The organism is Bradyrhizobium sp. LB13.1 (assembly GCF_054056815.1).
Genome location: NZ_JBSRYQ010000001.1, coordinates 2,643,009 through 2,665,110 on the forward strand (window position 1 = coordinate 2,643,009; position 22,102 = coordinate 2,665,110).

13 protein-coding genes and 1 pseudogene are annotated in these 22,102 nt (G+C 59.1%); 9 read left to right on the forward strand and 5 right to left on the reverse strand.

Annotation, left to right across the window (positions count from 1 at the left end):
* The first annotated feature begins 459 nt into the window (after positions 1 to 459).
* The 4 genes from ACVWYI_RS12565 (at position 460) to ACVWYI_RS12580 (ending at position 3,651) form a co-directional block, all read left to right on the forward strand.
* Positions 460 to 1,668, forward strand: coding sequence for a PAS domain-containing sensor histidine kinase (locus ACVWYI_RS12565; protein ID WP_456662183.1), 1,209 nt, complete (start codon positions 460 to 462; stop codon positions 1,666 to 1,668).
* Positions 1,669 to 1,869: 201 nt separating this feature from the next.
* On the forward strand, positions 1,870 to 2,589 hold the full coding sequence (locus ACVWYI_RS12570) for an adenylate/guanylate cyclase domain-containing protein (RefSeq protein ID WP_456662184.1): 720 nt from the start codon (positions 1,870 to 1,872) through the stop codon (positions 2,587 to 2,589).
* A gap of 94 nt (positions 2,590 to 2,683) precedes the next feature.
* The gene (locus ACVWYI_RS12575) at positions 2,684 to 3,334 is read left to right on the forward strand and encodes a tetratricopeptide repeat protein (RefSeq protein ID WP_456662185.1); all 651 of its coding nucleotides are present in this window, start codon (positions 2,684 to 2,686) and stop codon (positions 3,332 to 3,334) included.
* A gap of 38 nt (positions 3,335 to 3,372) precedes the next feature.
* Complete coding sequence (locus tag ACVWYI_RS12580) at positions 3,373 to 3,651, forward strand: hypothetical protein (protein WP_456662186.1); 279 nt, start codon at positions 3,373 to 3,375, stop codon at positions 3,649 to 3,651.
* A gap of 478 nt (positions 3,652 to 4,129) precedes the next feature.
* On the opposite strand, the gene ACVWYI_RS12585 is transcribed toward ACVWYI_RS12580, so the two are convergent.
* The 3 genes from ACVWYI_RS12585 to ACVWYI_RS12595 all read right to left on the reverse strand — a co-directional run bounded on the left by ACVWYI_RS12585 (position 4,130) and on the right by ACVWYI_RS12595 (position 8,466).
* Positions 4,130 to 5,206: an IS110 family RNA-guided transposase gene (locus ACVWYI_RS12585; protein ID WP_456662187.1), complete on the reverse strand. Its 1,077-nt coding sequence runs from the start codon at positions 5,204 to 5,206 to the stop codon at positions 4,130 to 4,132.
* A gap of 117 nt (positions 5,207 to 5,323) precedes the next feature.
* Positions 5,324 to 6,610 (reverse strand): urea ABC transporter substrate-binding protein, encoded by a 1,287-nt coding sequence (gene urtA, locus ACVWYI_RS12590; RefSeq protein ID WP_456662188.1) that lies wholly within the window; start codon positions 6,608 to 6,610, stop codon positions 5,324 to 5,326.
* The gene (locus ACVWYI_RS12595) at positions 6,607 to 8,466 is read right to left on the reverse strand and encodes an adenylate/guanylate cyclase domain-containing protein (protein ID WP_456662189.1); all 1,860 of its coding nucleotides are present in this window, start codon (positions 8,464 to 8,466) and stop codon (positions 6,607 to 6,609) included. The genes urtA and ACVWYI_RS12595 overlap by 4 nt, the downstream gene beginning before the upstream one ends.
* Positions 8,467 to 9,369: 903 nt before the next feature.
* Between ACVWYI_RS12595 and ACVWYI_RS12600 the strand changes: the two genes are divergently transcribed.
* Both ACVWYI_RS12600 and ACVWYI_RS12605 read left to right on the forward strand, forming a co-directional pair.
* On the forward strand, positions 9,370 to 9,852 hold the full coding sequence (locus tag ACVWYI_RS12600; protein ID WP_456662190.1) for a hypothetical protein: 483 nt from the start codon (positions 9,370 to 9,372) through the stop codon (positions 9,850 to 9,852).
* Positions 9,845 to 11,078: pseudogene (locus tag ACVWYI_RS12605) on the forward strand (HlyD family secretion protein). Before ACVWYI_RS12600 ends, ACVWYI_RS12605 begins: the two are co-directional and overlap by 8 nt.
* 202 nt (positions 11,079 to 11,280) lie before the next feature.
* Here ACVWYI_RS12605 and ACVWYI_RS12610 read toward each other — a convergent pair.
* Positions 11,281 to 11,685: a response regulator gene (locus ACVWYI_RS12610; RefSeq protein WP_456662191.1), complete on the reverse strand. Its 405-nt coding sequence runs from the start codon at positions 11,683 to 11,685 to the stop codon at positions 11,281 to 11,283.
* A gap of 120 nt (positions 11,686 to 11,805) precedes the next feature.
* The gene (locus tag ACVWYI_RS12615) at positions 11,806 to 12,240 is read right to left on the reverse strand and encodes a hypothetical protein (RefSeq protein WP_456662192.1); all 435 of its coding nucleotides are present in this window, start codon (positions 12,238 to 12,240) and stop codon (positions 11,806 to 11,808) included.
* 911 nt (positions 12,241 to 13,151) lie between these two features.
* Between ACVWYI_RS12615 and ACVWYI_RS12620 the strand changes: the two genes are divergently transcribed.
* The 3 genes from ACVWYI_RS12620 to ACVWYI_RS12630 all read left to right on the forward strand — a co-directional run bounded on the left by ACVWYI_RS12620 (position 13,152) and on the right by ACVWYI_RS12630 (position 22,094).
* The gene (locus ACVWYI_RS12620; protein ID WP_456651353.1) at positions 13,152 to 14,237 is read left to right on the forward strand and encodes an IS5 family transposase; all 1,086 of its coding nucleotides are present in this window, start codon (positions 13,152 to 13,154) and stop codon (positions 14,235 to 14,237) included.
* Between the two features lie 428 nt (positions 14,238 to 14,665).
* Complete coding sequence (locus ACVWYI_RS12625) at positions 14,666 to 15,952, forward strand: FecR family protein (protein ID WP_456662193.1); 1,287 nt, start codon at positions 14,666 to 14,668, stop codon at positions 15,950 to 15,952.
* Positions 15,953 to 16,046: 94 nt separating this feature from the next.
* Positions 16,047 to 22,094 carry an Ig-like domain-containing protein gene (locus ACVWYI_RS12630; protein WP_456662194.1) on the forward strand — a complete coding sequence of 2,016 codons (6,048 nt, stop codon included), beginning with the start codon at positions 16,047 to 16,049 and terminating at the stop codon, positions 22,092 to 22,094.
* Positions 22,095 to 22,102 lie beyond the last annotated feature (8 nt).

Here is a 22,102-nt window from a genome sequence, read left to right on the forward strand (position 1 = left end):
GACGCGCGCTGCACGCTCACATGACCGGCCACGTTAAAGATGTACGGAAACTGCGTCCTCCGCCATTCCCGTCGCATTAACGATGCGAATGGGAATCAAGGTCAACGTGCAGAGCGGAAACTTCGGTTTCAGCAAGCGGGTGCATTCGGCGCGAGCTTGCGGATCGTCATGTCTTCGATCATGCGCCGGCGCAACGGGCTCCTTGCCTCGTCGGTCATGGGGATGCTCCTGTTTTGAGTGAAGGTTGCGAACCCCTCATCTCAAGACAGGACGCCCCGTCGCGCTATCCTCTGAGCCGCGCTGCCAACGTAGTGCCCTACCGCGCGAGCGGTTTAGTCCTCTGACCCAAGTCGGACATGTCGCGATGCCTCGACTAGTCCGCTACTTGGACTTGACCGGCCGTCTATCGCCGATCAGAGTCAGGCCCTCGTACGATAGAACAGCGACCGGTGCTTGAGCATGACGAGCCTGTTGAACAGTTCAAGCCCAGCCAATTTTCCTAGCGAGCCTTCGGCGGCACTGGACGCGAGATTCTGCCAGGCTATGAATGCAGCGCCCGTCATGATTTGGGTCTCAGGTACGGATAAGCAATGCATTTGGTTCAACCGCCCGTGGTTGAATTTCACTGGCCGCGACATCCACGAGGAACTCGGCGATGGTTGGTTGGAGGGCGTTCATCCTGAGGATTTGGATCGCTGCCTCGAGACTTACCTTCGCCACTTTGATGCGCGGACGGATTTCCGGATGGAATATCGGCTCCGTCGCTATGATCAAACATATCGCTGGATTGATGACACCGGAATTCCGCGCTTTGCGCTGGATGGTTCTTTTCTGGGATACATCGGTTCGTGTACTGATGTTAACCAGCACAAAGAAGTGGTGAGCGAACTGAACAGCCATCTGGTCGAAATTGATGGATTGACGAGACGGGCGCGCGCGGCGGAGCTACAGAATTCAAAGCGCACTGCAGAGCTGGCCCACTTGAATCGCTTCAACGTGGCGGGCGAGCTTACTGCGACGATTGCACACGAACTGAGCCAGCCGCTCGCGGCCATTCTTGTCAACAGCGAGACGGCGATGTCGTTGCTTGATTCGTCGGCTTCGACTGTTGAGGAACTCAGGCAAATCCTGAGCGATATTCAACGAGACAATCAGCGTGCCAGCGATGTCCTACACCGCGTCCGTAGCTTTCTGAAAAAGGCGCCGTTCGAGCGCAAAAAAAACGATCTTAATGAAATTGTTCGAGATACGATCGGACTTTTGTCGCGGTTGGGCTCGCGAGAGACAGAGTTGGCCAGCGAGCCTACATTGGATGAGTTGCTTGTAAATTGTGATCGAACTCAGTTGCAGCAAGTCATCATCAATCTGATTCTGAACGCAATGGACGCGATGTCAGCCGTGCCTGCTGCCAACCGCAAGATTGTCATCACTACAGAGCGCGTCGAAAATTTTGCTGACGTTATCGTATCGGACACAGGGCCGGGCATTTCAGACGACATAGTAAAATTGGTGTTTGAGCCATTTTTCTCGACGAAGCCCGAAGGCATGGGAATGGGATTGTCAATTGTTCGCACTGTAGTGGAAGCCCATGGAGGTCAGATTTGGGCAAAGGCCAAGGCTGGGAATGGCGCCGATTTTCACGTCCGTCTACCGTTGTCAGGAACCTAGCGACATTACGCAGAGACGTCCGCTTCTGGTCCGTTGCTACCGTTGAACCGATGCCCCGTCATCTCGGTTCAGAGGGATCGACCGGAAGTTCGCAGTGGAGCGCTAGACCCATCGCTTTCGACCAAACTTGGACATTGATTGTAGCCTGAGATTGCCAGACATGCTTAAATAGCTTGAGCTGAACTGGTCCGAGGCGCCGTCGTGGACAAGGTGAACCTCCCACGCCGACTAGCGGCCGTTCTGGCGTCAGACGTCGCCGGTTACAGTCGCTTGATGGGTGCCGACGAGGAAGGCACGCTGACCCAGCTCAAAATCCTAAGGAAGATACTCGTTGATCCGACAATCGCTGCTCATCGAGGACGGATAGTTAAGACCACTGGGGACGGCCTGTTGGTGGAGTTCGCGAGCGTCGTCGACGCTGCGAGAGGTGCTGCTGAAATTCAGCACGCCATGGCAACGCAAAACGGCAGTGTGCCGGACGACAAGCGGATCGAGTTTCGCATCGGCATTCACGTTGGCGACATCATCATCGATGATGACGATATTTTTGGCGATGGCGTCAATATCGCGGCCCGTCTTGAAGGGCTCGCCGAGCCCGGTGGCATCTGCATCTCGGATGATGCACAACGTCAAATCCGCGGTAAAACGGATCTGGCCTTAGACGATATGGGTCCGCAGTGGTTGAAGAATATCGCCGAGGCGATGCGTGTTTGGCGGCTACGGATCAACAAGAGCTCGCTTCAACACCGACTGCCAGGGCGGGGGCTGTCGTCGCACAACTTCCCGCCCTTCCCGACAAGCCGTCTATCGCTGTGCTGCCGTTCCAGAATATGTCTGGCGATCCAGAACAGGAGTATTTTGCTGATGGCGTGGTCGAAGAAATCATCACTGCACTCTCCCGCTTCAAGACGCTATTCGTAATCGCACGCAACTCAACTTTTAGCTACAAGGGCCAGGCGTCGACATCAGGCAGGTGGGGCGTGAACTTGGCGTCCGTTACGTGGTTGAAGGGAGCGTGCGCAAGGCAGCAGGGACGGTTCGCATCACGGCCCAGTTGATTGACGCCGCGACGGGTGCGCACCTCTGGGCGGATCGTTTTGATGGTAAGCTGGACGACGTCTTCGCTCTGCAGGACAAGATAACCCAGGGCATAGTGATCGCGATTGCGCCGACCGTTCACAAGGCCGAGATCGATTTGGCCGCGCGGCGTCGACCAACCAGTCTCAGCGCGTACGACCTCTGTCTCCGGGCCGCACCGCATTTTTACGCGATGACCCTTGAGGGGCTTGCCGAAGCCCTCCAGCTGGCGCATCGAGCGTTAGAGATTGATCCCCGCTATGGCTTTGCCGCGTATATAGCCGGTACCTGTCATATCTTCGTCATAGCGCAGGGTTGGGCTCAAGACCTCAACCGCGAGGTCGAAGAAACGATGCGGCTTCTTTCGTTCGCGCTTAGCATCCACGAGAATGACCCAGACCTACTGGCCAGCGTCGGTGTTGCAACTTCTTACCTGACAGACGACTCTGCCACTGCCGCCGAAATGGTTGACCGCGCGGTAGCACTTAACCCGAATTCTGCCCTTGCTTGGAACCTGCGAGGGCAGGCTTACCTGTTTGGGGGACAGGCTGCTGAAGCCTTCGGAGTTTTGAACGGACCATTCGCCTGAGCCCCCTAGATCCCTCGCTTTACCTGGCGCTTGCGGGCATGGGGATTGCGCTAGTCGAGCTTCGGCGCTTCGACGAGGCGGTCGCGGTAGGCAAGAGAGCCGCTCGCCAGAACCAAACTTATGCGACGACTTATCGGTGCCTCGCATCAGCCCTAGCTCATCTTGGACGCCAGGCGGAAATGCAGAAGGTGGTTTCCCACCTGCTTGAGATCGACCCAAATTTCCGAATTTCTGAATGGGTGAAACGCGGCGCTCAGTGGCACAAGCACAACAAATGGTTGATTGAGCGCATCCGCAAAGCAGGACTGCCGGGATGATACTGCGCGACTTGCTGGACACCCGGCCCATTGCTTCCCGTTGACGCGGTGCCGCTCCATGTCGGTTTATAAGGACAACCGGAAGCTTTCAGCCAAGCGCTAGACCGCCGATTTTGACCGGAATGTATGGTCCGGCCGCGCGTTGCAAGAGGTTTCGTCAACTTGGCAGATGCGGTCTTGCATCAATGTATCCGGCCTCTGATTGGAGCGTGTTGTGCTCCGGGCCATCATGGATATCAGCGCGCATTCGAGCTAATTAGCGGACAGGCCTCGAACGGGCCATTCGGGTCACCAGTGTTCGCATGCGCCGGGAAGACCGATCCTCCATCGTTGTCTCATTCCTCTCGCAGACCTCGGCGGGTAAGGGATGTTGTTACGTCATCGAACGCTCCTCACTTCGCACTGTTCCTTTGTTCGTGCCTGGCGGCCGTTCCTTCGTCCCGGCCTGCGCGCGCCGACGCGCCGCGCGCAAGGGCCGTCAAGGCCGGCCGTAAGCAGGTCGGGACGCCATCTCATCGGTCTTGACGCACTCGAAGGCGCGCCCCCTGTTGAGAACCGCCCAGGCGATGCGGGCGAGCTTGTTGGCGAGCGCAATCGCCAGCACGTTGTGGTGCAATCGTTTCTTGGCGGCTTCGATCCAAGATTTGAGGCCATAGCGCTCCCAACCCTTGACCTTGACCAGCACAACCCACGCGGCCTGCACAAACAGCGCGCGCAGGTAGCGATTGCCGCGCCTTGATATCTTGCCGAGGATCGTGCGGTCGCCGGTCGATATCTGCTTCGGCACCAGTCCAAGCCAGGCGCCGAAGTCGCGGCCTTTCGAGAACACGTCTCCAGTGCCGATCGCGGCCACCATCGCGCTCGAGATGATCGGGCCAATGCCAGGCACCGTCATCAGTCGCTCGCAGCCTTTGTCTTGACGAGCCAATGCTTCGATCTCGCTGGAGAGGTCCTCGATACGCTCATCCAGCCGGCGCCAGTCGCCCGCCAGATCCTCGATGATGCGCAACATGCGAGGCGAGAGCACATCGGTGCGCGTCGCGAGGATACCCGGCAACTCGGACCGCAGGGAGCGCAGGCCTTGCCGCAGCGCGATGCCCCGCTCCAGCAGGAACGCACGGATCTGATTGATGACGCCGGTGCGCTGACCGACTAATCGCTCGCGCACGCGGTGCAGCGCCTGCAGGTCGAGCTGGTCGGCGGTCTTGGTTGCGACGAACTTCATGGTCGGGCGTTGGACCGCCTCGGCGATGGCTTCCGCATCTCGGAAGTCATTCTTCTGTCCCTTCGAATAGGGGCGCACGTATTTCGCCGGCATCAAGCGGGCGTCGTGGCCAAGCATTTGCAGCTTGCGACTGAGGTGATGCGCGCCGACGCAGGCCTCCATGCCGATCAAACACGGCGGCAGGTTGGCGAGCCGCGTTTCCACCTGGCCGCGCGACCACTTCTGCCGCAGCACGATGCCGCCGCGCTGATTCTGGCCAATGATGTGGAACGAGTTCTTGCCGATATCGATGCCGATGACGGCGGGCGAAGTGTCGAGTTTCTGAGACATGGCGTGCTCCTTGTCTTGGGCGCCCCTTGCCAGCTTATCCTGCTGGCAGGGCCGGAGCACGGCCGGACCATTCCATTAGCGGACCTCAATTTGTTCTCGTTGGCGTGCGGTGTTTCGTCAGTCCTTGAATGTCGGCTCGGCACATCCGCCGCAAACCCACGGGAAGGCCCAATCGGCAGTCAGTCTCGCGCTCTCGGGAATATATCGGCTCCAAACTGAGGCCTTGATCGGGTTGATGGAGCGCCAGACTACGTCGAATGTCCCAGCGGAATTGATTCGGCCGATCATTGCGGGCTTCGAGAGATGGTGATTGGTGTTCATCATGATCTCAAAGCCGCTCGGTGCCTTAATCCTCTGACCGTACATCGCCTGCCGGACGGCATCGATGTGGGTCGTGCCAGCCTGTCTCACCGCCTGTGTCCACATTCGAAAGCCGATGAAGGTTGCTTCCATCGGGTCGTTCGTCGTCTTGTCCCGTTGCTCGCTGAAGTCCGTCCACATTTTCACGAACGAATCGTTTTCTGGCGACGTGATGGACTGGAAATAATTCCATGCTGCGAGCTGGCCAGCCAGGTCACTGGCGCCAACCTGGAGCATTTCGCGGTCTCCGACCGACAGCGCCATCACCGGAAGGGAGCCGGCGTTCACCTGTTGCGCGATCAGCTCTCGGTAGAAATGCGTGTTGGCTTCTCCGTTGATGGTCGATATCACCGTGGTCCGTTTCCCTTCCGAACCGAAGGCCTTGATCCTTGTGACAATCTCCCGCCAGTCGGAATGCCCGAACGGCGTGTAGATCGTTGTGATATCCTCGGGTGCGACCCCTTGGTTAGCGAGATAGGCGATCACGATCTTATTAGTGGTCCGGGGATAGACATAGTCGGTTCCGAGCAGAACCCACCTGCGAACCTGCCCCCCTTCCTTGCTCATCAGGTAGCGGACGGCAGGAATTGCCTGTTGGCTTGGCGCGGCTCCGGTGTAGAAGATGTTTTTCGAACTCTCTTCACCCTCGTGTTGTACCGGATAAAACAGAAGGCCATTCAACTCTTCGAAGATCGGAAGAACCGACTTCCGGGATACCGACGTCCAGCAGCCGAATACGACCGCAACCTTCTCCTTCACGAGCAACTCGCGGGCTTTTTCGGCGAATACATCCCAGTCCGACGCCGGGTCCACGGTGATCGGCTCAAGCTTCTTGCCAAGCAGCCCGCCCTTTTTGTTCTGATCCGCGATCATCATCAGGACCGTGTCCTTTAGGACGGCCTCGCTGATTGCCATGGTGCCGGACAGGGAATGCAAAATGCCAACCTTGATGGTGTCATCAGCGGCGCGAGCAGTCGAAGCGGCGAAGTACAGGCAGAGCGCGAACAACGTCCCCGCCATTCGAGAGATCGGCGTGCCCTTCATGTCGATGCCCCCGTGAGTTCAAAGATACTTGTTTCCCTGGTCATACCCTTGGCGACCACGGCATCAAGGGCCCGGAACTTGAAGAGACCGCCAACCCGCCGATACACATTCTCGCTAACAAGGATCGTTGTCCCGGTTTCCTTATTCAAACCTTCGAGCCGCGCCGCAAGGTTAACCGTGTTGCCCAGCGCGGTATAGTTCATGCGCTCGGTCGATCCGACATTGCCAACCACGGCCTCACCGACATGAATGCCGAACCTCGTCGTGAACGGCTTCAGCCCCTCGGTCTCGAACTCGAGGTTAAGCTGTTCGCCTGCGGCCTTGGCGGCAAGCGCCGCTCGGCAGGCGCGCGCGACGTGATCAGGTTGCGGGTGCGGCGCATTCCAGAACACCATGACAGCGTCGCCGATGAACTTGTCGACCGTCCCTCCCTCAGCGAGGAAAGCCGCCGTCAGCACCGAAAAGTACCGCGACGTCTGCCGCATGAGCACGTCAGGATCGGCCGTCTCCGCAATGGTCGTAAAGCCTTGAACGTCAGTGAAAACCAACGTGATCTCCTGCTTCACGCCGCCGAGCTCGGTCGAGATGGAATTGTCGATCAACCCGCGAACAATCTCCTTGGGGACGAAATGAGCGAACGACCATATCGCCCGCTGCGCGAGATTCATTGTACTCCCGAGCGCGTGGATTTCCTTGATGTAAGAGGTCACCGGCACGAGTTCGGGTTCGGCCAGTGTCTGCAATTGGCGCGCCTGCGTGGTGATACGCTGGATGGACCGGGACATTTGGCTGCCGAACATCCAGACGACCGGAATGAAGGCCACGCCAACCAGGGTCGCCAAAACGAGACCGTTGAACTGCAGCCTGCGGACGTTCTGGACGAAGTCATCCTGGGCCGCGAGCAGCAATATGCTGCCGCTATAGCCTTCGCCGAGCGCGAACTTGGTCACCCTAAAGAGGAAACTGCCCGTTCCGTCGTCAATGTTGCCCTCGTAGTTGTCCTTATTGTAGGAGCCGCGGATCACAGAGGCCACAGTTCCTGTATTTAGCTCGTCGATGCTGGGCAATGACGATCGGGTCGGGTGCGTCATTGCGCCCGTAATCAGATCTGCATATTCCGGGTGGGCGATCAGCGATCCCGCCTGATCGAAGATCATGACGGTGCCATGCTCACCCGGTCGCTGGGCCTGGACAAAGTTGCTGAAACTGTCGAGCTTGAGGTCGGCGGCGATCACACCCGGCACCTTTCCGCGCAGCGGCGCGCTGACGGTGATGACCGGCGCTCCTATGCTGAAAGAGAGATATGGTTCTGAAATATGGGGCCGGTCCGCCTGCATTGTCGCCCAATACCAAGCACGTTGGCGAGCGTCGTAGCCGTACTTCCACACATCGATCTCATCGATCTCATTGCCTTGCTTATCCTGAAAAATTCGTCGCAACGGCAACTCGCCTCCCGCGGCCGGGCGAATCAAGCTGATCGCAACGTCCGCATTGGCAGGCGCGCGCAAGCGCTCTCGCTGCTCCTCGGTAAGGTCCCTGATGCGTCGAACCTGCAACCAGGCGCCATTGCCGAAGCCGGCATAGATGCTGTCCATCTGCGGCATCTCCTGCAGGGCAGCCTTGAACAGCGGAACAGCACGGCCAGTCTCGCTTCGTTCATTCGAGTCGGCAACACTTGAACTGGTGGCCAGTACATTGACCAGGGATGAAATCGAGGAGAGTTCACCTTGAAGACGCCCGAGGACCTTGGCGCTGGTTGCATCCATGTAGGCAGACGCGGCTTCCTTGGTGGCAAAACGCAACGAATGTAGCTGAATGGTGATCAGCAGCGCCGTCAGCGCGACGATGAACGTCATCACCGCAAACGTGATGGAAGTCCGGAATGTGAGCATTCGAGTTTGGCTTGATCTTCCATTCATCCGGGTCACTCTCACAACATGCACTTCGCGCCCGGCATCTGGCTCAACGCTCGCGTCAGCGCCCAGCTAAATGCGACGGTCAACACGAATCCGATGGGTGCTTTCACGGTCACCGGCCAATTGAAATCGAACAGCTAATATTGCACTACAGTGCGATAGTGCACCAGGAACATGCCGTCGGCATCAGACTGCATCGGGCGCGGTCGAGCGACGGGTTTCGTGCCTTGGGCTTGGGCACAGCCTCCTTTCCGCGACTCCTGAATTGGAGATGGATGTCATTTGTGCCCCTCCGATTGCGAGGGATCGGTGCGGCCAGAACAAAATGCGGCAAAGCCGAAAGTTCTGGCGTTGCTCGATCATCTCACTTCCAGCCAAGCGGATCGATTAGAGTTCAGATTTCACCAGTAATCGGAAAGGCGCGACAAGGCAGTGTGGAGGCTGCAAGATGCGGCCTGAGACTGCAGGGTGCGATGCGGTATGATTTCGACCTGCGAATGGGTGCAGCCAGCGGCCGCCTTCGTCAAGGCGGAGCGAACGTCACCCCTTGAGTTTGACATAGCCGGTTTGAGCCAGAAAGGACCTCCGCCCGAACGGCCCGCGCCAAATGGTCGCGAGGTATTCTCATTATGTCCGCCGTCCGCCTCCGGGCCGTCTCGGGCTGGTGGTCGTCCCTGCTACGTCAGGCGCGGATCACTGATGATGAATTGGCGTGATTGTCCTAGCGATACGCTGAGAGGCCCGCACAGCGCTCGCCGCAAGCCAGCTTGCCAAGTATCTGCATTGTGCGAGTATGTAGACGCAAAGCTCAGTCTTCAATCTGGGCAATCGGAGGAGTAGTACGTGAGCGACCTGCATCCGGCTGCGCCTCATCATCTACCAGGCTTCATCACCGCTCCAGGTGACACCGATATTATTATGGTGGTTGTCGGCATTCTTCTTGTCGGCGCCGTTCTGCTGGTTGGCAATTTTTATCTGCACCTGCACACGATGCCGGAGCGGATGGCCCACAAGTCGCAGAAGTTTCAATTCGAAATCGTGGCCGTGCTGGGACTGCTGGCGCTGTTCACGCATAATCACCTATTCTGGGTGATTGGCTTGTTCCTCGCCATGATCGACTTGCCGGACTTCAGCACGCCGCTGCGGAAGATCGCCGGAGCAGTCGAAAGAATGGCCGGTGTTGCGCCGGAGCCGGACGCTACCGAAGCGCCGAATCTTACTGCGGCTCATACAGTGCCAGACGTGGCGAAGACTAGCGCTTCCGTCGACGAGATCAAGAACAGGATCGAGCGCGATTTCAAGCGGGGGAGGCCGGGCAATGCTTGAACTCCTCCTCTGCGCCACCTTCACGATCCTTCCGGACTATCTCTATCGTCGTTATCGGCAGGGCAAGCGCTTCGGGCACGAAATCACGCTCTATTCGGTCTGGTTCGAACTGCGATTTGGCATTATCGCCTGCCTGATGCTTACGGTCTCGCTCATCACGATCATCTTCTATTTTCATCCGTCGACCTCGTCGGCGACGTTGTTCTATCGGACTGTCCCGATCATGACCGAAGTCAACGGCCGGGTTGCCGAGGTTCACGTCGACGTCAGTGCGGACGTCAAACGAGGTGATCTGCTTTTCAGACTCGACAGCGCCAAGCAGGAAGCGTCGCTCATGACGGCCAAGCGCAAGATCGCCGAAATCGACGCCGCCATGCTGGCCGCGCAGGCCGATGTCATGAAGGCGGAAGGCCAGCTTCAGGAGGCAAAGGGTTCGCTGCAGCAGGCTCAGGACGAACTCGATACCAAGACTGAATTGCAGAAGCGCAACCCCGGAATCGTTCCGCAGCGCGACATCGAAAAGCTCGGTGTGGCCGTTGCGGGTCGCCAGGGCACTCTAGACGCGGCGACCGCTTCCAAGCAATCCGCGACGACGCGGCTGAGCGCTCTGCTACCGGCGGAGAAGGCAAGCGCCGAGGCCGCATTGGCCGAAGCGCAGGTCGATCTGGACAAAACCTTCATTCGGGCCGGCGTCGACGGGCGGGTAGAGCAATTTGGACTGAGGCCAGGTGACATCGTTACGCCAAACATGCGCACGGCCGGCGTCCTGATCCCGCAGGGTGCAGGACGGCGTGCGCTCATGGCAGGCTTTGGGCAGATCGAGGCTCAGGTCATGAAGGTCGGAATGGTGGCCGAAGCCACCTGCATCTCCAAGCCGTGGACGATCATCCCGATGGTGGTGACCAGTGTGCAGGACTACATCGCGGCGGGGCAGTTCAGGGGCGGCGAACAACTGATCGAGGCGCAGCAGGTCGCGCGGCCCGGCACCATTCTCGTTTTCATGGAGCCAATCTTCAAGGGCGGGCTCGAGGGCGTGACACCCGGCAGCAGTTGCATCGCAAACGCCTACACCAGCAATCACGATGTGATTGAGGGCAAAAGAGACCGGCGCCCTCAAGCGCTTTGCGCTACACGGGGTCGATGCCACCGGCATTGTGCACGCCATGCTGCTACGCATTCAGGCGCTCGTGCTGCCTGTCAAGACCTTGGTGCTGAGCGGCCATTGAGGGCGTTTTAGAAGCTGCTCGATAAGCAGCCGCGATCAAGAAGTGTCTTCGATACTGCTTCTGGGCCAGGCCGTGTCACAGCCGGGTCCTAAGCTGATTCATTCCGAGCGTCGGCAGGACCCCGCATTCTGCCCGAAAACGGAAGCGGTGACCTCGCACCTATTTAATCTGCGTCCGCGAAGCCGCCGCTTTCGAAATGGCTTCAGCAAGAGAGCCTGCGAAACGGCTTGCGCAGACAAGCGATGGAGCCGGCATCCATCGCCCTGTTGCAGGTATGCTCGCGGTCGTTTGCGCTCATGAAGATGACGGGATACTTCGATCCTAAGGCCGCAAACCGGCGCTCCAGCTCCATGCCAGACATTCCCCCGAGGTGCATATCAAGCAGCAGGCACGTTGCTGTCGCTACACTGCCGCTCTCACGCGCTAAAAGCCGGACCAAGCTCTTCAACAGAGCCGGATCGTCATCAACCACGATCACGAGCGTGCGATGCGCCATCATATTGGTGCCGGACCCCGTATTATCATGGCTCCAGGACGACCGGAATCCTTGATCTCGGTCAATGGCAATGAACTGATGATGAAGAGAATCGCCGCCCGTGAAGCCCAAGAGAAGTCTCAAGGCGCGAGCACGGAACTTCCGCTCCTGGCCCAAATGCGAAGTGCACGATTTCCGCTATTTGGGTCGCTATCGGAGGAAACTGGCGTCGCACACAATCCGCGGGCGGTCCTACTGCGCTAGAAATCCGAACGCGACAACCAGTGCCACCATGCTCGCGAAAATCAGCAGTGCCGGGAGGGATTTTCGGGTCATTGGTCTTGTCGAATGGCGCGCAGCCGATTGACGGGGTTGAGGTCTAGGCGGTCTTTGGGACCGCACGACTTTGCCCTCTGTCGTTGGCGTCCGAGCCTTTGGTTCCGGTGCTGCGCCTACGCCTCCCATCTCGCTGTAATAAGCGCTGTAGACCTCGCGAACGGCGAGGGCTGTGGACTGGGCCTCGCTCATTGTCTCGAGCCGAGTTCGATAGTTAGTCAGAAATCTTTGAGCGCTGGACGGCAGGTCATCGAAACCACCGAGCTTGGCCATCATGAGCCAGGTGGCAAAATCCGCCTCAGCCTTCGTGCGCGCTTTCTTGGCGATACTGGCGTTGGAGCTAGAGGACATGGTGGTCCGACTGGTTTGAACCCGGCCGCGAAGCTGTTCATCGACACCATCCGCGCGGCGGGGGGCAGGCAATTGGCAATCCACTCACAGTACCGGGAAAGTTCAAACGCGAACCTTACCAACTAGTCGGCTCCTGGCCCAGTTGAACAGGACTGAGCAGGCTAACTAGGTAGGGCTCACCTCTGCAGATGCCCAACCGCAGTAGCTATCAAACTCGTGGTCCAGTTCGACTCCAACTAGCACGCTCTGGATGCATGCTCTGCGACGCACCACACGAACAGTGAGCGTGGAAACAGCGTCTGCAGGCCGATGCTTTAACGTCTGCGGATGTCCACTCCTCTACAGTGCACTACGCAAAGAACTGGAATCGCATCGATTTCACTGTAGCGTCGGAACGTGGGCGTGAATTGCTACGGCCACTTATTACAAATAGGCCGGCTTCTCCATGGCTTCGCTCGTTATCCCAAATACGACATGATCTTCCCCAGCGATAGTTCACCTTACTGCCAAGGGGGGACGACCTTGTTGGTCCTATGCCAGCGCGGATCGCAGTCCATATGCCAGCTTGAAATCTTGTTAACGTCTACGGCAGGATGCCGCTCGGAAATCGGTGGAGCCCGACGTCTGATCGGGAACGGAACATTCGCGAACGCGCCTAGCAGCTATGGATTGGAAGCGGCTGTGAGCACGGTAAAGCCTAGATTCATTGGCTAGACGCTCAGCGCGAGGTTGTTGCAGGTGCGCTCGGAGGTGTCGCTCGTGTGTCGAATGGCGCGGCCGGCAAGTTGAAGACGAAAGCCGCCGCGCCTCGGAAAAAACGGCGAGGAGCCTAGCAGTCTGCTGAAAAACCCCCTCGCCAGGGAGGGGGACTTGATGATTCACTTTATCATCTCGAATCGGCGGAGACGATCATGCGCGGCAGGTTTACGGATCAGGGCGGCCTGTTTTCGTACATCGCGCCGGATAAACGTGTGCCAGCGAACCATCCGCTGCGGAAGGTCCGGGAACTTGTCCGGGATGTTTTGAGTGATTTGAACCGCAGCCTTGGAAAGCTATACGCCAGCGAGGGACGTCCTTCGATCCCTCCGGAGCAATTGCTGAGCGCCTTGCTGCTGCAGGTGTTCTACGGCATCCGCTCGGAACGCCAGCTGATGGAGCAACTGGACTACAATCTTTTGTATCGCTGGTTCGTGGGACTGTCGCCGGACGATCCGGTCTGGGACCCGACCACCTTTACCAAGAACCGGGAGCGGCTGCAGAACGGCGATGTGTTCACGAAGTTCATGACCAGGCTTCTGAACCATTCTCAGGTCCAGCCGCTATTGTCGGACGAGCATTTTTCGGTGGACGGAACGCTGATCGAAGCCTGGGCTTCGCAGAAGAGTTTTCGCCCCAAGGACGGCAGCGGCGACGATGATGACGGCGCCAACTTCCATGGCCAGAAACGCAAGAACGACACCCATGCGAGCACCAGTGACCCGGACAGCAGGCTTTATCGCAAGGCGGCCGGACGGGAGGCCAAGCTTTGCTATATGGGCCACGCCACCATGGAGAACCGGCATGGGCTGGCGGTGGCCGGCAGGGTCACGCATGCCAATGGCACCGCCGAACGCCGGGCTGCGGAGGTCATGCTGAAGGCGAGACGCAAAGCCGCAGGTCGCCGCATCACGGCTGGTGAGGACAAGGCGTACGATACGGCCGATCATGTCGCCAATCTTCGCGCCATCGGCGTGACGCCGCATGTGACACAGAACCAGGCCATCACCAAAACCGGCAAGAACCGTAACAGCGCGATCGACGAACGAACCACGCGGCATCCGGGATACGGCATGTCGCAATCGCGCCGGGCGATGGTCGAGTGCATTTTCGGATGGGGCAAGCAGCATGGCACCATGCGCAAGACCAAACATCGGGGCATCGCTCGCGTCGCCGCCGACTTCCTGCTTAATCTGATCGCCTATAACCTGATCCGAATTCCCAAACTGCTCGCCGCATAGCCACCCCGCGCCGGGGCACACTCAATACCAAGCTCGAAATTACATCCAACTCTACCGCGCCGCTCCAAAAACGACCGGCGGAAAATGAAAATTCTCCATTTCAAGGTTTTTCAGCAGACTGCTAGTGCTTAACGCGCCTCTTGTCCGGAGCGCGTCCGGCGCCGAACCAAGGAAACACGAACTCAGTTCGTCAGGCGGGCTCGTGAAAGCCGGGCAGGTTGAGCGATCGTCGGGCTTAAGAAAGTCCGGAGGAAGAAAACCGCTTCTCTCGCAATTAATTAGATGATATTAAAATTAAATTGAATATTTTGCAAATGTTTCTTCAGGGGGCGCCATTTGAACACCCCATTGCAACCGAACTTCGAAGCTGCGGGGTCTGAGTTAGCGTGGGGTCCTTCAGTTTGCTGGAGCCTGGCCCAGCCAACACGGTGATCATTTCCGATGCGCATCTCATGTTCTCGGGCGAGTATGCACGCTCGGGCCATGATCTCATTATCTCGGATCTCGACCAACGTGTCACAATCCAAGGTTACTTTCACGGTGAAAAGCGCGCCTCGCTCATTTCGGCAGACGGTGCGCTACTCGATCCAAGAGTGGTAGAAGCGCTAACCGGCTATCAAACCTTTGCTCAAGCTGCCGGAAATGCGGCGTCGGCTGCAAAGGTGATTGGTCATGTCGCCACTGTAACGGGAAGCGCCAGCATCGTTCGCAATGGCGTTACTATCGAGGCAAATAATGGAGACGTCGTCTATCAGAACGACGTCGTGCAAACTGGAACTAGCTCGACAATTGGTCTGGTTCTGATTGACGGCTCAACGTTCAATCTGAGTGCCAACGCTCGGTTTATGTTGAATGATTTAGGTTATGAAGAGCAGAATAGTGCGAGTGGTACCTTGGTCGGTCTGACTAGTGGTTCCAATCATGCTCTTTTCACACTTGTCCAAGGCGCGGCCAGTTTCGTAGCAGGCCAGGTCGCCAAGACCGGCGACATGCAAGTTGCAACGCCTTCTGCTGTGATCGGAATCCGCGGTACAGCAGTCATTCTCAACGTCGATGCGGTGGATGGGCAGGTCTCGATCTCCGTTGCCGATCAGCACGATGGGCAGGTTCATTCAGTCCAGGTCTTCAAATGCGTTCCAGCGAGCGTACTTCAAGGCGCTTGTGTTGCGGGAGATGCGATCGGGATAATTACCAGCAATGGTCCATCGCTGACCGTAACGCCAGCTGCCAATTTTGAGGTGATCACCCAAGACGTCAGCAAGAGCCAGAGCCAAGTTGCTCAGGAATTCAGCGCATTTCAGCAGGTGTTGACGACCTACGACATCGGCAAACAGCTTGCGCCGAACACTCCGTCACCCAGTGACGGCAAGCGAGGCGATGTCGATACGAAGACGCTGCAGAAGTTCGCTGGAAGTCCGCCAGCCTCGCCCACCGAGGCCTCGACTACCGTCATTGCAGACGATGTGAAGGGTCAGGCTAGTGGTGGATCGATCACTCCTACTTCTGTGACGCTCGCTTCTATCACAGGAGGTTCTGCGTCAACAACGAAGCCGGCTGTCTCTTTGGACAACACGCAAGCTTTTGTCCCGATTTCGTTCCGACCTATAGTTATCGATAGCGCAGGAGGTTCAGTCAACCAAGGCAATCAGACGATCAGCGGAACTGTTGATCCGACCCTCGTTGGGTCCACTCTGACGCTGTACGACACCCTATGATGGCGTCACTACGCAAATCGGAGCGGTTACCGTTGGTTCTGGCGGCGTTTGGACTAAGACGGTCACTCTGGCGGGTGATGGCGACCACAGCATCGTGGCCTCTAACCCTAGCACTAATCTCAAGACGAGCGCGCCCGTTGTTTTCACGCTAGACACGACGGCACCGACGGTCGCGATTACCAGCGCCGGGGGTCCGATCAACCAGGCGAGCCAGACCATCACCGGTTCGGTGGACGTAGCCGATGCCGGCGCCACCGTGACGATCCTGGACGGCACCACCCCGATCGGCACCGCCATCGTGCGGGGCGACGGCAGGTGGAGCAGCACGGTCACACTGAATCAGGGTAGCAACTCGCTGACAGCCAAGGTGAGCGATGCCGCCGGCAACACCGCAACCAGTGCCGCGGTGGTCTATATGCTCAGCAGCACCGGCCCGACGGTTGCGATCACGACGATCGAGGGCGGCGACAATCTGATCAACGCATCGGAAGCCGCAGGCGGCATCCAGGTCAGCGGCACCGCGGAGATCGGCTCGACCTTGACCGTCAACGGTGCGGCGGTGACGGTGGACGGGGCCGGTCACTGGATCACCTCGATCACACCTGCCGGCCAGGGCGCCTTCGTTGTAACGGCCATAGTGACCGATACGGCCGGCAACACGGCTTCGACGTCGACGGCACTGAGGGTCGACACGATAGCGCCGACCATCACGATCTCCAATGCCGGCGGACCGACGAACCAGGCGAACCAGACCATTGCCGGTACGGTCGATGTGGCCGATGCCGGCGCCACCGTGACCGTCTATGACGGCAGCACGCCGGTGAAGACAGCCGTCGTGCAGGGCGACGGCAGCTGGAGCGCACTCGTCACGCTCGGTAACGGCAGCAACTCGCTGACGGCCAAGGTGACCGATCTTGCTGGCAATACGACGACCAGCAACGCCGTTGTCTACACGCTCAGCACGACCGGCCCGGCAGTGACGGAGCATCTGACCTCCGATACCGGGTCTTCGGCGCTTGACCAGATCACTTCGAACCCTGCGCTGACCGGGACGGGCCTGGCAAACACCACGGTGCACTTCACCATCGATGGTGTTGTCAGCTCCACCACTGTGACGACCGACGCGCAAGGGGCATGGTCGTTCACACCGAGCGGTCTCGCTGATGGGCTGCATACCATCGTGGCAAGCCAGACGGACACGTTTGGCAATACGGGCAGCGCCTCGCTGATCTTGACGCTCGACACCACGGCTCCGTCCGAGGCGCTGGCGATCACGGCGATCAACCAGGACACCGGCACGGCCGCGGACTTCATCACCAGCGACACCACGCTGACGGTCTCCGGCAGCAATGGCGCGCTGGGCTCTGGCGAGAAGATCCAGGTCTCCCGCGATGGCGGCGCCACCTGGGCGGACGCCACGCAGTCGACGGCGACGAGCTGGAGCTATCTCGACCCGGCAACGCATGCGACCAGCTTCAGCTACCAGACCCGGATCATCGACACCGCCGGCAACATCGGCACCACCGCCAGCCAGGCGGTGACGATCGATACGATAGCGCCGACCATCACGATCTCCAATGCCGGCGGACCGACGAACCAGGCGAACCAGACCATTGCCGGTACGGTCGATGTGGCCGATGCCGGCGCCACCGTGACCGTCTATGACGGCAGCACGCCGGTGAAGACAGCCGTCGTGCAGGGCGACGGCAGCTGGAGCGCACTCGTCACGCTCGGTAACGGCAGCAACTCGCTGACGGCCAAGGTGACCGATCTTGCTGGCAATACGACGACCAGCAACGCCGTTGTCTACACGCTCAGCACGACCGGCCCGGCAGTGACGGAGCATCTGACCTCCGATACCGGGTCTTCGGCGCTTGACCAGATCACTTCGAACCCTGCGCTGACCGGGACGGGCCTGGCAAACACCACGGTGCACTTCACCATCGATGGTGTTGTCAGCTCCACCACTGTGACGACCGACGCGCAAGGGGCATGGTCGTTCACACCGAGCGGTCTCGCTGATGGGCTGCATACCATCGTGGCAAGCCAGACGGACACGTTTGGCAATACGGGCAGCGCCTCGCTGATCTTGACGCTCGACACCACGGCTCCGTCCGAGGCGCTGGCGATCACGGCGATCAACCAGGACACCGGCACGGCCGCGGACTTCATCACCAGCGACACCACGCTGACGGTCTCCGGCAGCAATGGCGCGCTGGGCTCTGGCGAGAAGATCCAGGTCTCCCGCGATGGCGGCGCCACCTGGGCGGACGCCACGCAGTCGACGGCGACGAGCTGGAGCTATCTCGACCCGGCAACGCATGCGACCAGCTTCAGCTACCAGACCCGGATCATCGACACCGCCGGCAACATCGGCACCACCGCCAGCCAGGCGGTGACGATCGATACGATAGCGCCGACCGCCGCGGCGATCGGTACGGTGACGGATGATGTATCGCCGCTGACGGGTTCAGTTGCCGAAAACGGCTTCTCGAACGACCCGACACTAACGGTTGCAGGTACTGCGGAAGCCGGCAGCACGGTGACCCTGTACGACACCGACGGCACGACCGTGCTTGGCACGGGCATTGCGGTCGGCGGCAGCTACTCAATTACGACAGCGGGCCTAAGTCAGGGCAGCCATACGCTGACGGCCAAGGCAACCGATCTGGCAGGGAATACGGGTGTAGCCTCAAGCGCATTTCGTGTCGCGGTGGACGCCTTGGCGCCAGCGGACATCATATTGTCAAACACGAGTGTCGCAGAAAATAGTGCGACAGGAACGGTGGTCGGTTCCCTATCGGAAGTTGATCCGGGTGGTACCGGGACAGCGACCTTTTCGCTGTTGGACAATGCCGGTGGCCGGTTCACAATCAGCGATGGCAATCTGTTGGTGGCCGGGAGCCTTGACTACGAGATGGCCCAATCGCACCAGGTCAGCGTGCGGGTCACCGATGCAGCCGGCAATATCTTCGACAGAGATCTCACCGTCGCTGTCCTCGACGTGGCTGGTGTCACGGTGATTGGTGACGCTGGCGCCAACGTGCTTATAGGGACAATTGAGACCGATACTATCTTCGGGTTTGCCGGGAATGATCGGCTGCAGGGGCTTGGGGGTAACGACAGTCTGGACGGTGGCGCCGGGTTTGATCGCGCGGTTTATGCGGATGCGACTGGCTCGGTCACCGTAAACCTTGCGGCTGGAACCGGCTCCGGGGCCGGGGTCGGCAGCGATACGCTCATCAGCATTGAAGCCGCCGTGGGCGGGGACTTTGCCGACACGTTCGATGCGACCGGCTTTACGGGATCAAGCACCCAGCCCGGTGTGGCCTTGGGCCAAAGCGCTTTCGAGGGCCGGGGCGGCGACGACGTGATCACCGGCCGCATCAACGATCTGGGTCAATCGTTGACGCGGGTTGAGTATCTCAGCGCCTCGGCTGCGGTGACGGTCGATCTTGCCGCCCGCACAGGGCAGGGCACGGCGGCCGGCGATGCGGCCAATGTCGGCCACGACACGTTCACCAACGCATTGCAGGGCGTGTATGGGTCGGCCTACGGCGATACGATCTACGGCAGCAACAACGCCAACTTCACGTATGAAGTCTTTGAAGGTCGCGGTGGCAACGACTATATCGACGGCCGTGGCGGTTACGATATGGTCGCCTACAACAACGACGTGGCGACCACGTCGAGTATCACGATCAATCTTGCCGCCGGAAGCGTGGTTGGCGATTCCACCATTGGCACCGACACGCTCAGTGACGTGGAGGCGGTGCGGGGTACCAACTTCGACGATACTTTCGACGCGACCGGCTACGGCCTTGCCGGCGCCCTGAACGTCTCTTCGACCAACGGCAACTTCAACGACTTTGCAGGCGCAGGCGGCAACGATACCATCATCGGCAACGGCAACACGCGCCTTAATTACTCGATCGCGCAGGCCGCCGTTACGGTTGACCTTCAGATCACCGCCGGCACGGCCATCACGGTGGCCGGCAGTGCCACTGGCGCGACCGAGGGCACCGATACCTTCACCGGCGTCAACGCCGTTCAAGCCTCGGTCTTCGCCGACACGCTGCTGGGCAGCAGTTACAACAATACGTTCACGGGCCTGGGGGGAGACGACTACATCGACGGCCGCGGCGGGTTCGATACGGCAAGTTACAACAACCTGAACACGGTGACGGGCGGGGTTGTCGTCAACATGGCGGCTGGCACGGTGACGGGCGATGCCTCGAGCGGCACCGATACGCTGCGCAACATCGAGGGGGTTCAGGGCACCGGCTATATCGATACCTATGATGCCACCGGCTATGGCCTGGCAGGCGCGCTGAACGTCTCGACCAGCAACGGCAACTTCAACCAGTTCGAGGGCCTTGGCGGCGATGACATCATCACCGGCACCGGCAACACCCGGGTGCTCTACAGCAATGCCACCGGCGCGGTCACGATTACGATCGGGGCGGGAGGCGCAGGTTCGGCGTCAGGCGATGCCTCGACCGGCCACGACAGCTTCACCGGCGGCGTTAACAGCGCGTTCGGTAGCAACCTTGCCGACATCTATAATGCAAGCGGGTTCAATGCCGGCTTCAACTCGTTCCAGGGCAACGGCGGCAACGACACCATCACCGGCAACGGCTCAACTCAGATTCAGTACAGCAATGCCACCTCGGGCGTGACGATCGATCTGATCGCAGGTACGGCCATCGGCAACGGCTCGGTCGGAACGGACACCATCACGGGCGGCGTCAACTCCGTCCTTGGATCCAACTTCAACGATGTGATTTCTGGGACTAACAATGCGACCGTCACCGACGTCTACTTCGGCGGCGGTGGTAACGACACGCTAAACGGCCGTGGCGGCTACGACCTCGCAAACTATAACGACAGCAGCGTTTCCGCTGCAATTGACGTCAATCTTGCAGCCGGAACCGTTGTGGGCGACGGCTCGGTTGGTAGTGACATATTGCACGGCGTCGAGCTCATTCGAGGCACCAGGTTTGCAGACACGTTTGATGCCACCGGCTTCAATGGCGGCAGCACGAACGCAGGTTCGTATGATACCTTCAATACCTTCGAAGGCATGGCGGGCAACGACACTGTGACAGGAAACGGGGATACTCGTGTTGATTACTCGCATGCCCTCGCCGCGGTCACTGTTGATCTGGTTGCTGGAACCGGACAAGGTGTTGCCGGAGGTGATACGGCAGGCGTCGGCTTCGATACTTTCACTGGTGGTGTAAACTCCATACGCGGTTCAGATTTCAACGACCAGCTCTTTGGTAGCAACAATGCCAGCGGTGCAGAGGAGTTGATCGGAGGCGCCGGCAACGACACCATTGACGGGCGCGGCGGATTTGATCGCGCGCTGTTTTCGGCATCGTCCAGTGATACGACCACCGGAGGAATTGTCGTTGATCTTGCAGCGGGCACGGTCGCTGGCGACGCCTCGATAGGCAACGATACATTGAAATCGATCGAATCGATCCGCGGGACCAGTTTCGCTGACACATTTGATGCGACCGGGTTCAACGGTTCGAGCGTGAACGCCGGCAGCAATGGCACGCTAAACGAATTCGAGGGGGAGGCCGGTAACGACAGCATCACGGGAAACGGCAACACTCGTGTAGCGTTCTATCACGCTGCCGCCGGCGTGAACGTAGACCTCAGCACTGGAATCTCCACGAGTCTTGCAAATGGGGACGTCGCACATGTCGGAACCGACACATTCACTGGGGTTGCTGCAGTGCGCGGCTCAGATTTTGGCGATCAGATTAGCGGCAAATCGGGAATTGCAATATTGGATGGCCGCGGCGGCGACGACGTCCTCGTTGCAAATGGAGGAGCGAACACCCTTATCGGCGGGGTGGGCAACGATCAATTTAAATTCAAAGCAGCGCTTGCCAATGGTGCCACAATCTCTGACTTTGTCGGAAATGGCGCAGCCGCTGGAGACTCTATTGAGTTCGAGGGTTTCGGTACGGCAGCGCAAGGTGCGACATTTACCTTCTTCAGCGCCGCGGGTGCTGATTCTATTTGGCAAATCCACTCCGGATTGGACGGTCACAACGAATTAATTACGTTGAAAGACATCGCTACGTCCGCTGGTGTTCATAGCAGCGATTATCTCTTTGCTACTTAAATTTGGGC

Bases quoted from the DNA above. Each gene is read 5' to 3' on its own strand.
- ACVWYI_RS12585 (WP_456662187.1), bottom strand. From the start codon at position 5,206: ATGTCTCAGAAACTCGACACTTCGCCCGCCGTCATCGGCATCGATATC.
- ACVWYI_RS12595 (WP_456662189.1), bottom strand. From the start codon at position 8,466: ATGACGTTCATCGTCGCGCTGACGGCGCTGCTGATCACCATTCAGCTA.
- urtA (WP_456662188.1), bottom strand. From the start codon at position 6,610: ATGAAGGGCACGCCGATCTCTCGAATGGCGGGGACGTTGTTCGCGCTC.
- ACVWYI_RS12580 (WP_456662186.1), top strand. From the start codon at position 3,373: ATGGGGATTGCGCTAGTCGAGCTTCGGCGCTTCGACGAGGCGGTCGCG.
- ACVWYI_RS12620 (WP_456651353.1), top strand. From the start codon at position 13,152: ATGCGCGGCAGGTTTACGGATCAGGGCGGCCTGTTTTCGTACATCGCG.
- ACVWYI_RS12565 (WP_456662183.1), top strand. From the start codon at position 460: ATGACGAGCCTGTTGAACAGTTCAAGCCCAGCCAATTTTCCTAGCGAG.
- ACVWYI_RS12615 (WP_456662192.1), bottom strand. From the start codon at position 12,240: ATGTCCTCTAGCTCCAACGCCAGTATCGCCAAGAAAGCGCGCACGAAG.